The sequence below is a fragment of the Paenibacillus qinlingensis genome, assembly GCF_013204845.1.
Classification (GTDB): Bacteria; Bacillota; Bacilli; order Paenibacillales; family NBRC-103111; genus Paenibacillus_E; species Paenibacillus_E qinlingensis.
Map to the genome: position 1 here is coordinate 237,766 of NZ_JABMKY010000007.1, position 13,904 is coordinate 251,669.

Genomic DNA, 13,904 nt, shown 5'->3' on the forward strand with positions numbered 1-13,904 from the left:
GCATTATTCTAATGTTCTTTTTTCTGCATGGCGTTACCAGTATTTATAATGGATTTCAAAAAAATAGGGCAAACTGAAACGAACTTATCACATCAAGGTGGTGTACTCCATTGTTGACTGATTTGAAGCGTTTGTTAATAGGCCAGCCATTGAAATCTCATGAATTAGGCGAGCAGAAGTTAAATAAGAAGAAAGCGTTGGCTATCCTTTCTTCAGATGCACTCTCCTCGGTAGCTTATGGTCCTGAACAGATTCTAATTGTCTTGATTACGATTAGCGCAGCGGCGTTCTGGTACACAGTCCCTATCGCTTGCGGTGTTCTGTTTCTCCTAGTAGCTCTTATTTTGTCCTATCGACAAATCATCTTTGCTTACCCGCAAGGGGGAGGTGCCTATGTCGTCTCGAAAGAGAACCTTGGCATGAACGCAGGGTTGTTTGCGGGCGGCTCCTTATTGGTCGATTACATCTTGACTGTAGCGGTTAGCATATCCGCGGGTACCGATGCGATTACATCAGCTTTTCCAACCTTACATAGTTACACCGTACCGATTGCTCTGGCACTCGTCTTGTTTATCACCATCCTCAATCTGCGCGGAATCACGGAGTCGGCCTCCATTTTGGCGTATCCCGTATATTTGTTTGTGATCGCATTATTGATCCTAATTGGTATTGGCTTGTTTAAGATCTTTACAGGTCAAATTTCTCCTGATTTGCATACTCCTTTGGGGACACCGGTTGCGGGCATTTCCTTATTCATCTTGTTAAGGGCCTTCTCCTCTGGCAGCTCGGCATTAACAGGGGTTGAGGCGATATCCAATGCGATTCCGAACTTTAAGTCGCCTGCCCCGAACAATGCTTCCAAAACATTAATGGCCATGGGCATGTTATTGGCGATTTTGTTCGCTGGCATCATCTATTTGGCTTACTACTACGGTATTGCTCCGACCGAGAAGGAAACGGTTGTTTCTCAGATTGCGACGGTGACATTTGGCCGAGGACTGATGTATTATATCGTCCAAGGTACTACCGCGATGATTCTTGTTCTCGCCGCGAATACGGGCTATTCCGCATTTCCTTTGCTCGCAGTTAATCTGGCCAAAGATAAATTTATCGCTAGAATGTTTACGATGCGCGGCGACAGATTGGGTTATTCGAATGGGATTATCTTTTTAGCCGTCACCTCGATGTTGTTAATTATCGTGTTCAAAGGGCAGACCGAGCAGTTAATCCCGCTCTATGCCGTGGGGGTATTCATCCCTTTTACACTGGCTCAGACAGGCATGCTGGTGAAATGGATACGGGAGAAGCCGAGAGGTTGGTTTCTCAAATTATCAGTTAATTTGGTGGGCGCAATTATGAGCTTCATCGTCATGATGATCTTCTTTATCACCAAATTCGGACAAGTGTGGAGTGTGCTCATTTTCCTGCCGCTCATCGTTTTCATTTTTCATCAAATCAAAAAGCACTACGATGCGATTGCTGAACAATTGCGACTCACTTCTTGTGAACCTGTCATCCCAATTGAGGGGAATGTCATGATTGTGCCTGTAGCTGGTTTCACACATGTGGTGGAGAACTCGTTAAACTACGCCAAATCACTGTCACCGGATCAAATTATTGCGGTGTATGTGGCTTTTGAACGGGACGATGAGAAAAAGTTCGAGGAAAAGTGGCAGAAGTGGCAGCCCGATGTGCGTTTGGTCACGCTGCATTCCCATTATCGAAGCATTGTCCATCCACTGACTAAATTCATTGATACCGTGGAACATAAGGCGTCGGAGTCTAATTTCAGGGTAACCGTGATCATCCCGCAGTTTATACCGAAGAAGAATTGGCATAATATTTTGCATAATCAATCCAGCTTGCTGATTAGGGCGTTCCTGCTGTATAAGCGGAACTTGATTGTGACGACCGTGCCGTATCATTTGAAAAAGTAAAGCGGGTGCGCCGGCATCCATTAGTCCGATATCGCCGAACTAAATCGCCCCAAACACCCCTCACACAGGGAAAAAGGGGCTGAGAAATCGGACTAATGCTGAAGATGAAACGAAAAAAGGGCAGTCCTTACTTCACAGTAGGGCTGCCCTTTTTCATCAATGTTTCCATCTGATGCTCTTCACTCACCCGCTTCATGAACACATGAAGCTCTTCCTCTGTTTCACAGACTGCCACATGTTCCAACCAAACAAAGAATTTCTTCTTCAGTATGGCTGAAACATGGAGGGGGTAAGTCTCCCGCGATTTGATGATATACAAACCTGAGGAAACGTCATTCCAAGGTGACTTGAATATCGTACGAATCGATAATCGAGTCCGAGTCTCCCAATCCTGTTTTTTTTGCAGGTTTCTTATCGACTGATACATTCTCATAATGATCTGATTATCAGATATTTGGGTCCATTTGGATAACCCGGTTTGGATAACGTTGTGAGTGATCTCAGACTCTTCTTTAGAAAACCAGTATCCAACAATAATAGGGAAACGATTATTTTCTTCGAGCCATAAGACACCGAACCAATCGTAATCTAGATCAATCGGATTCAACATATGAGGTAGTATTCCTAAATAATAACGTGGTAAGGAAGTCATGGCAGTTCTCCTTTTTGACTTAATCTCAAAGTCGGCAGCGATTGAATATATGCCATTATTGTAGGTTGGAACGCTATAAAAAGGGGGTAAAGAATGACTAGCCAACGTATAAAAATAGAATAAAAATGGTGAAAACGAGAGTAAACCGACGTATTTCTATGGAAAATACATGTGATGTATTAATGGGCGCGCTTTCATTAGCACTAAGTGCCACAGAATGCGAAATAAGTATCTCCCAAGCATTTTACATTCAAGAGCAATCGGCGTAAGATTCGGTTCAACAACAGATCGCATTCAAGCAAAACGCTGAGTTCCCGTAAGGGAAACGGGGGAACCAATCGATTGGATACAGTATCGGTTTCTCGGGGTGAATCTAAAGCAAGCGCAGCTTGCTAAGGTAGGGCACTTCCAAGCCCGAATCCGACAGCTAACCTCGTAAGCGCATTGGGAGAGAACGCCTTCTTTTCGTGCCCTCCGCAGCGCGTGAATTCACGCTGCTTCGAAGCTCGAGAGTAGAGATTCTCTGCTCTTTGGCTTCTTTTTGTTGTTCACCAATTTTGTTGTTCACCTATTGAGGAGAGTGAATCTATTATGTATCCCGAACCCCTAACGCTAGTAAGAGAATCAGATGAGTGTACGAAGAAATGTCAGATCACCCGTATTGAATGTTTTCGCTTTGATTGTGAATTAGCGGATCAATTGCAGCCTGGGCATGGAACGGACTGTCATTGCGGCATCCTGACGATTTCAACAAATCTTGGAACATGTGGAGTAGGGCAATTCGTGATTCCATGTGGCAACCTTAAGGGGGATTTCGTCCAGTGGGCGGTTGTTTTTCAAAAACTCAAAGGTCTAACCCTTAAGGACGGTTTGCAGTACGTTCATCAGAAACGTGAGGTTTGGGGAGAAGTACGAACACAATTAATGGCATCTGCACTAACCAATTTATCTGAAAAGCTAGAGAGCTCATCAACTACCGTTGAACCAGAACTAAGTTTCCTTAGGGATCGCACTTATCTATTTGATCATTCTGGGGCCTATATTTCTTTCTAAGATTACGGCGTATTGTAGAAAAAGCACTTCAACCACTTCTTTAGAGTGGGGGAGGTGCTTTTTTGGCTTCCGTATATCCTATTTTTATACTTTTTTTATGCGGACCACACAGATTCTTTACCCCCTTTTTATACAGATCGGCGTTACAATGTTTCAGGAAAGGGGGCGGTGATCATCATGCAACGTGATTTTTTTGCTGATAGCTGCGCCAACCAAGGCAGGCGAGGCGTTTATGAAACATACAAAATTGGTTGTACTTCCTTTTGTTGCATTAACGAACAACAAGATGGAGAGAATCAAGTTAGAGGGTAAGGGAGTCATGGATTCTAAAAATGGGGACCGTCAAGTTTCTACTACTATCTCTAAAAGAAAATAAAAATATAGATTCTGTTTGATTTGAAGGAGGTGTGTCATGTTTAACGATGTAACGATGATTTTATTATTTGCAGTAACCTTTCTAGGATTTTGGGGATTTGCGAAATATTGTGAAAAAGCATAAGCGTAAGTTTACGAAGTCGATTTTCAAGAAAAACGTTAGGAGGCAATCAGATGATCGTTATTGGACTCATTGGATGTGCCATTATGGTATATCTCGGTTTTGTTTTAGTTAAACCAGAGAAATTTTAATTGTAGATTATGAACTTACGTAAGCAGGGGGAGAACCTACTATGGGTATGGGATTGTTACAAGTAGTCGTCACACTAGGGATTATCATGCTTTTGGTAAAGCCTGTGGGCAGCTACTTGGTCAAAGTGTTTGGCTATGAAAAGAGTGGCCTTGATCGGGTTTTTGGTCCTTTCGAGCGTGTATCTTATCGCATCATGGGCGTTAAAGAAGACGAAGCCATGGGGTGGAAAAAGTATGTAGGAGCTGTCCTGTTAGTTAACTTTGTGATGATGCTTCTTATGTACGCTGTGTTTCGGCTTCAGAAATACTTACCGCTTAACCCTGATGGCATAGGTAATATGCCTCCGGCACTCGCTTTCAATACAGCTGTTTCTTTCATTACCAATACGAACTGGCAAGCTTACAGCGGTGAAAATGCCATGTCCTATTTGTCACAAATGGTGGGACTTACGTTCCCGATGTTTACTTCGGCAGCAACTGGATTTGCTATTGCTGTTGCCTTCACACGCGGTCTAGTCGGCCGTCAAGATAATCTCGGGAATTTTTATGTGGATATAACGAGGGCGATTACACGCGTATTCCTGCCACTGAGCTTCATTGTTGCTTTGATTCTAGTTTTTCAAGGTGTTCCACAAACCCTACTGGGTGCCGTACAAGCGACAACCATTGAAGGTGCTGGGCAAACCATTACCCGTGGTTTAGTTGCTTCTTTTGAATCTATTAAACACATAGGCACCAACGGTGGTGGTTGGTTTGGCACGAATGCCGCGCATCCTTTTGAAAATCCAACACCTGTTGCCAATTTGATCCACATTATTTGTATGATGCTCCTGCCTACATCGCTGGTGTACGCATTCGGACTCATGATCAAGAACAAGAAGCAAGGCTGGACGATCTTTGCTGCGATGGGAATTATTTTCGTAGTTATGGTCGCTACGGTTTTCTATGCGGAATATAAAGGTGTGCCTGCGGTAGATGCGTTAGGCGTACATGGGAACATGGAAGGCAAAGAAGTTCGATTCGGACCATCCGAATCCGCGTTATTTACTGCCGTGACCACAGCTGCAACAACAGGTAGTGTCAACAATATGCATGAGTCACTTACACCTCTTGGAAGCATTGTTCCTTTTGCAGAAATGATGTTGAACAATGTGTTCGGCGGTAAAGGAGTAGGCTTGTTAAACGGCTTGCTTTACTTGATCTTATCCGTGTTTATCTGCGGGTTAATGGTGGGGCGTACGCCAGAGTTTCTAGGTAAAAAGATTGAAGGGAAAGAGATTAAGCTAGCGGCCATCGCGATTCTTACCCATCCGCTTATCATTCTCGCACCGACAGCCTGGGCGCTGATTCGCCCTGAATCGATTACTTCCATAGCCAACCAGGGCACGCATGGTCTCTCTGAGGTGCTGTATGCCTTCACATCGGGTGCAGCTAATAATGGATCGGCCTTTGGCGGCCTGACCGCGAACACGAACTTCTACAACTTGGGCATTGGGTTGGTGATGCTGTTTGGCCGTTACATTTCGATCATCGCGATGCTGGCCATTGCGGGATCACTTGCTACGAAGCGAGTCGTTCCTGTTACAACGGGAACACTTCGGACGAACACGCCTTTATTTATGGGAATTATGATCATGATCATTCTAGTTATTGGTGCTCTAACGTTCTTCCCGGCGCTGGCATTGGGGCCGATTGCTGAACATTTGGCTGCGCGTTAAACGGATAGACGTAATAGAGATGGAGGATTGATTGGACTGTGGAACGTAAAAAAACATTAACGAAAGACATTGTGAATCAAGCCATTCTGGATTCGTTCAAAAAATTAAATCCTTGGGTCATGATGAAAAATCCCGTCATGTTTGTAGTAGAGATTGGCACGGTGATTACCCTTCTGCTTTCTTTTGCACCTGAGTTGTTTGGCAGCTCGGAGGTAGGGCGAGGTTATAACATCGCAGTGTTCTTGATTTTGTTGTTCACCTTGCTCTTCGCAAACTTTGCCGAAGCCTTGGCCGAAGGTCGTGGTAAGGCACAGGCTGATTCGCTGCGGAAGACGAAATCGGATACGATGGCTCGTTTGGTTCAAAAGGATGGTTCTTATAAGCAAGTATCTTCGACTTCTCTTCGTAAGGGAGATGTCGTCCGTATTGAAATTGGAGAGATCATCCCGTCCGACGGTGAAATCATTGAAGGCTTAGCTTCCATTGATGAGTCAGCCATTACGGGTGAATCCGCTCCGGTAATTAAAGAAGCAGGCGGCGATTTCTCATCAGTGACAGGCGGTACACGGGTAGCTTCGGACTATATCGTTGTCAAAGTATTGACGGATCCCGGTGAATCATTCTTGGATCGCATGATCGCGCTCGTCGAAGGTGCCAAGCGGCAGAAAACGCCGAACGAAATTGCGTTAACGACGCTGCTTGCTGTACTGACACTGATCTTCTTAATCGTCATTATGACAATGGTTCCGATGGCCTCGTATTTGAACGTAAAATTAGAAATTTCCACGTTGATTGCACTGTTGGTATGTCTCATTCCAACGACAATCGGCGGTCTCTTATCCGCGATTGGTATTGCAGGTATGGATCGTGTGACGCAGTTTAACGTGCTTGCAATGTCAGGTAAAGCGGTTGAAGCAGCTGGCGATATCGATACGATGATTCTGGATAAAACGGGGACGATTACCTTCGGGAATCGGATGGCTTCCGAGTTTGTGCCAGTTGGCGGCAGATCGGCGAAAGACATTACTTTTGCAGCTCTACAAGCGTCTGTGAAGGATGAAACACCAGAAGGACGTTCGATTGTTGAGCTTGCGAATAAACTCGGCGAGTCTTGGCAAGCGGATCACTACTCGGATGCAGCAGTGGTGGAGTTCACCGCAGAAACACGGATGTCGGGACTTGATCTAGCAGATGGTGTGAAATTCCGCAAAGGTGCGGTTGATGCGATTAAGAACTACGTTACTGCGCAGGGTGGCAAAATTCCTGCTGAATTAGAAGCGATAACGAACCGAATCGCGAAAGCCGGAGGCACGCCACTCGCGGTTGCGATTAACGAGCGGATCTATGGCGTTATTTACCTCAAGGATACGGTAAAACCGGGCTTGAAGGAACGATTTGCAGAACTTCGCGCCATGGGTATCAAAACCGTTATGTGTACAGGTGATAACCCACTTACGGCTGCGACGATTGCACTCGAGGCCGGTGTGGATGAGTTTATTGCTGAAGCGAAGCCGGAAGATAAAATTGCAGCGATTAAGAAAGAGCAACAAGAAGGCAAGCTCGTCGCTATGACGGGGGACGGCACGAATGATGCGCCTGCGCTCGCACAAGCGGATGTAGGACTTGCGATGAATTCAGGAACGATGGCTGCCAAAGAGGCGGCAAACATGATCGATCTAGATTCCGATCCGACTAAGCTGCTATCGGTAATCTCCATTGGTAAACAATTATTGATTACGCGTGGAGCTTTGACGACGTTCTCGATCGCCAACGACATTGCTAAATACTTCGCGATTATACCTGCGATGTTCATTCTAGCTATGCCGCAGCTGCAGGCGTTGAACATTATGAATCTGGCCTCACCAGAATCGGCCATTTTGTCAGCTTTAATTTTCAATGCCATCATCATCCCGCTGTTGATTCCCATTGCCATGAAGGGTGTTAAGTACCGGGCGATGTCGGCTGATCGGCTGTTGTCACGTAATGTTTTGCTCTACGGTATCGGTGGTGTGGTTGTGCCATTTATCGGGATTAAAATCATTGATATGGTACTTCACGGCTTAAACATCGTGTAAAGAGATAGAGATAGAGATAGAGATAGAGATAGAGAAACGAGGAGATCGCGTTATGAAATCGGTTATGATAGCTGTTCGTGTATCGTTATTGTTCATGATCGTCTGTGGACTTATTTATCCACTTGCTACGACAGGGGTGGCTCAAGTTTTATTTCCCAAACAAGCAAACGGCTCTCTCATAGAATCAGGCGGTACGGTGATTGGATCGGAATTACTGGCTCAAAGTTTCGAGTCTCCGAAGCTATTCCATCCAAGAGCTTCAGCAGCCAAGTATGACCCTACAGCATCATCTGGCTCCAATACGGTGGTAGCTTCCAGCGATTATGCAGCAGCAATGGCAGAGAAAATTGCTGCGTTAAAGGCTGAAAATCCTACGCTAACTGACATTCCGGCAGATTTAGTTACTGTGTCTGGCTCAGGCTTCGATCCAGACTTGTCTCCCGAAGGAGCGAAAGCCCAAGTTCCAAGAATTAGTAAGGAAACCGGGATTACTGCGAACGAGCTTAACAACTTAATTGACCGCGTGTCAAAAGAGAGACAGCTGGGCATTTTCGGGGAACCAAGAGTCAATGTGACCGAATTGAATAGGGAATTGCTCAAACAAGTGAAATTGTGAGAAATGATTCTCGTTGGACCACTCTCGATCGGTGAGAGTGGTTTCTGCACTTTTTAGAGACATGGAAGGAGGACCGAAGTATGGATGGTTTCAAGAGAAAAACACCTGAAGAAATCCTATTATCCATCTCCAAACTGCACCGCGGCAGCTTGAAAATTTATATCGGCGCAGTAAGCGGGTCAGGTAAAACTTATCATATGCTGCGAGAAGGGCATAACCTCAAGGGGCAAGGGATCGATGTCGTGATATGTGCAGTCTCGACACTCCAACGACCGGAAACCGTGGAACAATTAGGGGATTTGGAGAGGGTACCCAGCATTCATTGGATGAAAGACGGTGTGGAACAAAAGGATCTGAATCTGAAGGCCTTACTGGAAAGAAATCCTGAAGTTGTGCTCGTTGATGGGCTTGCTCATCAGAACCGGGAGGGTGCCCAGTTTCCAACTAGGCTCGAAGATATTAAGTATTTACTCTCGCACGATATTAGCGTGATTTCCACGGTGAATGTCTATGAGCTAGAAGGGACGATGGAAGTTGCCCATAAGCTGACAGGCATTGAAGTGGGCTGTTGTGTCCCCTCTGATACACTAGAACTGGCTGATGAGGTGAGACTCATTGATGCAACGCCGGAAATGATTTTAACTCGGCTAGGAGAGGGCCATTTAAAAGGGAACAGAGATGCAGCCTTATTTAAACGCGGTAATTTAGGTGTGCTGCGAGAATTGGCCCTCCGTCTTGTTGCCGAGGATGTGAATGATTCTCTGGAAGCACACCGTGAACAGATGGGGATTCAGGGGCCGTCGGGAGCGACGGAACGTATTCTGGTTACAACGCAATATCACTGGAATGGTTCTATTTATGTACGACGAGGTCAACAAATTGCGAAGCGATTGAATGGTGATCTGCATGTAGTTACACTGCGTAAACTAGGTAAAACGCTTACCAAAGAAGCGGCTACTTTTCGAAGGTCAATTATGAAGCTTGTAGAGAAAGTAGGAGGTGAATTTAAGGAGCTGCCGCTTACTTATCGCCGCTGCATTCCACGGATTTTAGTGGACTATGCGAACGCAAACCATGTTACACGAATCGTATTAGGGCATTCGAAACAAACGAAATGGCAAACTTTGCTACAAGGCTCCGTTATCAATGGCGTGTTAAAAAGAACCAAAAATATCGATGTGTTCCTGGTTGCCGACCGTGCTTCTCAGGAAGGAGAGCGTATTCTGCCTGCCCATATTTACACGCCTAAGGAGCCTTACAAATATAGACGTCTGAGCAAACAAGAAGTGGACGCGAAGATCGAAAAAATTAGACGTGGGAGATTCAAAGTTTATATTGGCGCTGCACCTGGTGTCGGTAAGACGTACACGATGCTGCGGGAGGGCAATGATCTGCTCAAAAAGGGGATCGATGTGAAGATTGGTTTGCTTGAAACGCATGGAAGAAAAGAGACGACCCAGCAAGTGGGGGATCTTGACATTGTGCCGCGAGCAGTAAATCAATATCAAGGTGTAAGGCTGGAGGAGATGGATACAGAAGCCATTATTCGTCTGCGACCTGAGGTCGTCTTAGTGGATGAGCTTGCACACACCAACGTACCAGGAAGTAAGAATAAGAAACGTTATGAAGATGTGCTGGAAATTCTGGAAGCGGGCATTTCGGTTATCTCGACTGTCAACGTGCAGCATTTGGAGAGTCTGAATGATGCTGTTGAGCATATCACGGGTATTCGCGTGAGGGAAACCGTACCTGATAGTTTGCTGCGTACGGCAGATGAAGTTCAATTAATTGACGTTGCCCCAGAAGCGCTGCAGCTTCGTATGAGAGACGGCAAGATTTATGCGATGGTCAAAGTAGATCAGGCATTAAATAACTTTTTTAAAACAGGAAATCTGATCGCTTTGCGTGAATTAGCACTGCGTGAAATTGCGGATGATGTGGATGAACGTCTAGAATCCATGGAGCGTAAGAGCTCTTTGCGTGGTCCGTGGAGGCGGAAAGAAGCTATTTACGTGTGTGTGACAGACATTTCGCAGGCAGATCGCTTAATTCGGCGAGGGTTTCGTATCGCTCATCGGCTTAAAGCAGCTTGGCATGTCAGTTTTATTGCGGTTCGGCAGTCGAATGAAGAGTGGAAGACAAAGCTAGATATATTAGAGAAGCTGACCATTCGCTTGGGGGGCGAATTTTCCTATCAGGAGGTCGTGAATCGCAGCCACATTCCACGGGTTTTTGCAGCGAAAGCAAGTAAAGCTGGAGCTACGCAAATCATCGTCTGGAAAGACGATATTGTCCAGAAGCTTTTGCCGCATGCAAGCACAATGGATGTGCTCATTGTTGCTGACTATGAATCGTGGCAATCTTCGCGAAATAGAGTAAAATAAGCCTATGGACACTCAAAAAAAGGAACTTGCAAACTGGCAATCGTATGGTGTGACGGCACTTTTTATCGTCCTTTTGACGATATTTTTAAAAGGTTTTGAATCGTTCTTCGATCTGGTCAATATATCACTACTGTACTTATTCCCTGTTCTGTTTAGTGCGGTTCGATGGGGGAGAGGGCCCTCTTTCTTTGCTGCGGGACTAGGGGTGTTGGTAGTTGACTTCTTATTTGTCCCACCTACCCTCAGTCTTACGGTTTCTGATTTGCGTTATATCCTAACGTTTATTGTATTCTTATGTGTGGCTGGTCTTACGTCAAGCCTTGCTTCCAAGCTTAGAAATCAGTTCCATCAGGCAGAGCAGAAGGAAGCGAATACCGCTGCGCTGTATGCGTTAAGTCGCAAGATAACAGCGATTTCAGATTTAGAGATGTTGCTGAAGCAGATTGTTCAACATGTTTCCGATACATTAGAAGCGAAGGCCGCTATTATGTTGCCAAACCAAGAGGGTGTTCAGGAGGTAGAAGCTTATTCGAGGGATAGTGGAGATTGGGCCAGCGATGAAGCCCACCTAACTATTGCCGGATGGGTGAGTCATAACAATACGATTGCGGGACGAGGTACGCGAAGATTGAGTGAATCCTCGGATTTGCATGTCCCTTTAGCGACAGATCAACAGGTGCATGGTGTGCTCGCTGTACAAGTTGGTGATCGAGTCATGTCCGATATGCCAGAGCTTATTCGTATTATTGAAGCGCTATCTGATCTTGCAGCTGTTGCCATTTCTCGAGTTAAGCTAGCGGATGAGGCCAAAGTGGCGCAATTGACTGCTGAGTCTGAGAAACTCCGCACAGCTTTGCTGGATTCTCTTTCTCATGAATTACGCACGCCGCTGGCTACGATCATTGGCTCTGTTACAGGTTTACTCGAAGGAGAGGACGTCTTTAGTCCAGAGGATCGCCGAGAGTTATTGCTTACAACCCGTGAGGGAGCTACACGCATGAACAGACTCGTTGGGAATTTGCTCGGCATGGTTCGAATTGAGAGCGGCATGATGCGTTTAAATAAGATGTGGTGCGGGATCGAGGATGTTGTCGGAGTTGCCTTATCACAATTGAAGGATTCTCTGCAGAATAGAGTCGTGAGTGTTGTTCTGGATCCGGATCTGCCATCCGTTCCGCTGGATGAAGTTCTCATGGAGCAAGTGCTGTTGAATGTAATCAGCAATGCGATTAAGTATTCACCTGAAGGCAGCGAAATCCGCCTTGAAGCAGAGCAGGACGGCGAGTGGCTGCGTCTGACGATTACCGATGAAGGAGCAGGCATTCTTCCAGGAGATACGGAACGGATATTTGAGAAGTTCTATCGGGGAGATCGTACCAAACATATTCCTGGCACGGGGCTTGGGCTTGCGATCTGTAAGAGTATTGTGGAAGCGCATGGCGGTTCAATTACTGCAAGCGCGAGGAGAGATGGCCATCAGGGCACGGTTATTGAACTGAGCTTGCCATTATCACAGTGAGCTGAGGGAAGGAGAGAATGATGACAACCACAGGGGCGAAAATTTTGGTCATTGATGACGAGGCACAAATACGAAAATTATTGCGAGTCACGTTAACTGCACACGGCTTCGAAACGGCAGAAGCGGCAACGGGGCAGGATGGTTTGCTGCAGGCGGCGATGTTCCGGCCAGACCTCATTGTACTAGATCTGGGGTTGCCGGATCTGACCGGCATGGAGGTGTTGGACGGCATTCGTGAGTGGTCGAATGTGCCCATCATTATCTTAACTGCGCAGGATCAAGAGCCAGACAAGGTTGCTGCTTTGGATCGCGGCGCAGACGATTATGTGACGAAGCCATTCGGCATGGGCGAATTCATGGCCCGGATGCGAGTGGCTCTTCGGCATATAGCCAAAGCGCCGGATGAGCCTGTGCTGAAGCTCGGCCAGCTTGTCATTGATTTGGCCAAGCGCAGCGTCGAGCTGCATGGTGAGAAGCTGAAGCTAACGCCAACCGAGTATGATTTACTCAAGGTGCTTGGCGTTAATGCTGGACGTGTCATGACACATAAGCAGCTGCTCAAGCAAGTGTGGGGCGGTCAGCAGTATGAATCTGACAGCCAATACCTGCGGGTATATGTAGGACATTTGCGGAAGAAGATTGAAACAGATCCTGCGCGACCTCAGTATATATTGACGGAGCCAGGGATTGGATATCGGTTTGCTTGGCAAGAGAACTAACGAAATGGTGCTCAACGATAAGTGCTTCTAATAGAAAAAGCTTCTATCTGAAAAAGCCTCTAACCCCGCGATGTCGTGGAGTTAGAGGCTTTTTTATGATATAAGAATGTATATCCTGGAGGAACCTTGGGATGTGAAGCTTACCCCTTATAAACAGGGCGTGAGGATGTGTGACAAGTTGGTTGCGAGTAGAGATACGTAGAAGTAGTTGCAGTTGCAGTTGCAGAAGTAGAAATAGAAGTAGAAATAGAAATAGAAATAGAAGTAGAAGTAGAAGTAGAAGTAGAAGTAGAAGTAGTATGCATTGCTGTGTCAGAAATAATGAGTTGCTAGGATGAATGTTTCTTAAATCTACTCGCTCTTGGCGAATAGATGGATTTTATACAGTTAAATTTTGGGGTTTTCCCGTCGGAAGCAGAATAGATGGATAAAAGGTAGTTAATATTAACCATTTTAGCCGATTTGAACAAAAGTGGCTGTTTTAGCTACATATTATAAAGTTAAATCGAATTTCCGAGGAAATTCCTCGCAAATAGCTGTATATTTTCCAGTACATACAAATGTGTGGCTGTATGGTTATGTGGCTATTTGGCAATGGGAGCAT

At 45.8% G+C, this 13,904-nt stretch carries 10 protein-coding genes and 1 riboswitch; of the genes, 9 read left to right on the forward strand and 1 reads right to left on the reverse strand.

The window, feature by feature from the left end; all coding sequences use genetic code 11:
• Window positions 1–110: 110 nt before the first annotated feature.
• Window positions 111–1,937, forward strand: coding sequence for an APC family permease (locus tag HQN88_RS15735; protein ID WP_173113665.1), 1,827 nt, complete (start codon window positions 111–113; stop codon window positions 1,935–1,937).
• Between the two features lie 127 nt (window positions 1,938–2,064).
• Here HQN88_RS15735 and HQN88_RS15740 read toward each other — a convergent pair whose 3' ends face one another.
• Complete coding sequence (locus HQN88_RS15740; protein WP_173113668.1) at window positions 2,065–2,589, reverse strand: hypothetical protein; 525 nt, start codon at window positions 2,587–2,589, stop codon at window positions 2,065–2,067.
• Window positions 2,590–2,883: 294 nt separating this feature from the next.
• A riboswitch (cyclic di-AMP (ydaO/yuaA leader) is annotated at window positions 2,884–3,047 on the forward strand.
• 133 nt (window positions 3,048–3,180) lie between these two features.
• On the opposite strand from HQN88_RS15740, the gene HQN88_RS15745 reads away from it, so the two are divergent.
• From HQN88_RS15745 to HQN88_RS15780, 8 genes are all read left to right on the forward strand, one after another.
• Window positions 3,181–3,642: a hypothetical protein gene (locus tag HQN88_RS15745; protein WP_173113671.1), complete on the forward strand. Its 462-nt coding sequence runs from the start codon at window positions 3,181–3,183 to the stop codon at window positions 3,640–3,642.
• Between the two features lie 549 nt (window positions 3,643–4,191).
• The gene (locus HQN88_RS38660) at window positions 4,192–4,269 is read left to right on the forward strand and encodes a potassium-transporting ATPase subunit F (protein ID WP_171631218.1); all 78 of its coding nucleotides are present in this window, start codon (window positions 4,192–4,194) and stop codon (window positions 4,267–4,269) included.
• A 47-nt stretch (window positions 4,270–4,316) separates the two neighbouring features.
• A complete protein-coding gene (gene kdpA, locus HQN88_RS15755; RefSeq protein ID WP_173114021.1) occupies window positions 4,317–5,987 on the forward strand; it encodes a potassium-transporting ATPase subunit KdpA in 1,671 nt (556 codons plus the stop codon).
• A gap of 38 nt (window positions 5,988–6,025) precedes the next feature.
• Complete coding sequence (gene kdpB / locus HQN88_RS15760) at window positions 6,026–8,062, forward strand: potassium-transporting ATPase subunit KdpB (protein WP_173113674.1); 2,037 nt, start codon at window positions 6,026–6,028, stop codon at window positions 8,060–8,062.
• Between the two features lie 52 nt (window positions 8,063–8,114).
• On the forward strand, window positions 8,115–8,678 hold the full coding sequence (gene kdpC, locus HQN88_RS15765) for a potassium-transporting ATPase subunit KdpC (protein WP_173113677.1): 564 nt from the start codon (window positions 8,115–8,117) through the stop codon (window positions 8,676–8,678).
• 80 nt (window positions 8,679–8,758) lie between these two features.
• Window positions 8,759–11,062 (forward strand): histidine kinase, encoded by a 2,304-nt coding sequence (locus tag HQN88_RS15770; RefSeq protein ID WP_173113680.1) that lies wholly within the window; start codon window positions 8,759–8,761, stop codon window positions 11,060–11,062.
• A 4-nt stretch (window positions 11,063–11,066) separates the two neighbouring features.
• Window positions 11,067–12,581, forward strand: a complete 1,515-nt coding sequence (locus HQN88_RS15775) for an ATP-binding protein (RefSeq protein ID WP_173113683.1) — start codon at window positions 11,067–11,069, stop codon at window positions 12,579–12,581.
• A 20-nt stretch (window positions 12,582–12,601) separates the two neighbouring features.
• Window positions 12,602–13,300 (forward strand): response regulator, encoded by a 699-nt coding sequence (locus HQN88_RS15780; protein WP_173114024.1) that lies wholly within the window; start codon window positions 12,602–12,604, stop codon window positions 13,298–13,300.
• Window positions 13,301–13,904 lie beyond the last annotated feature (604 nt).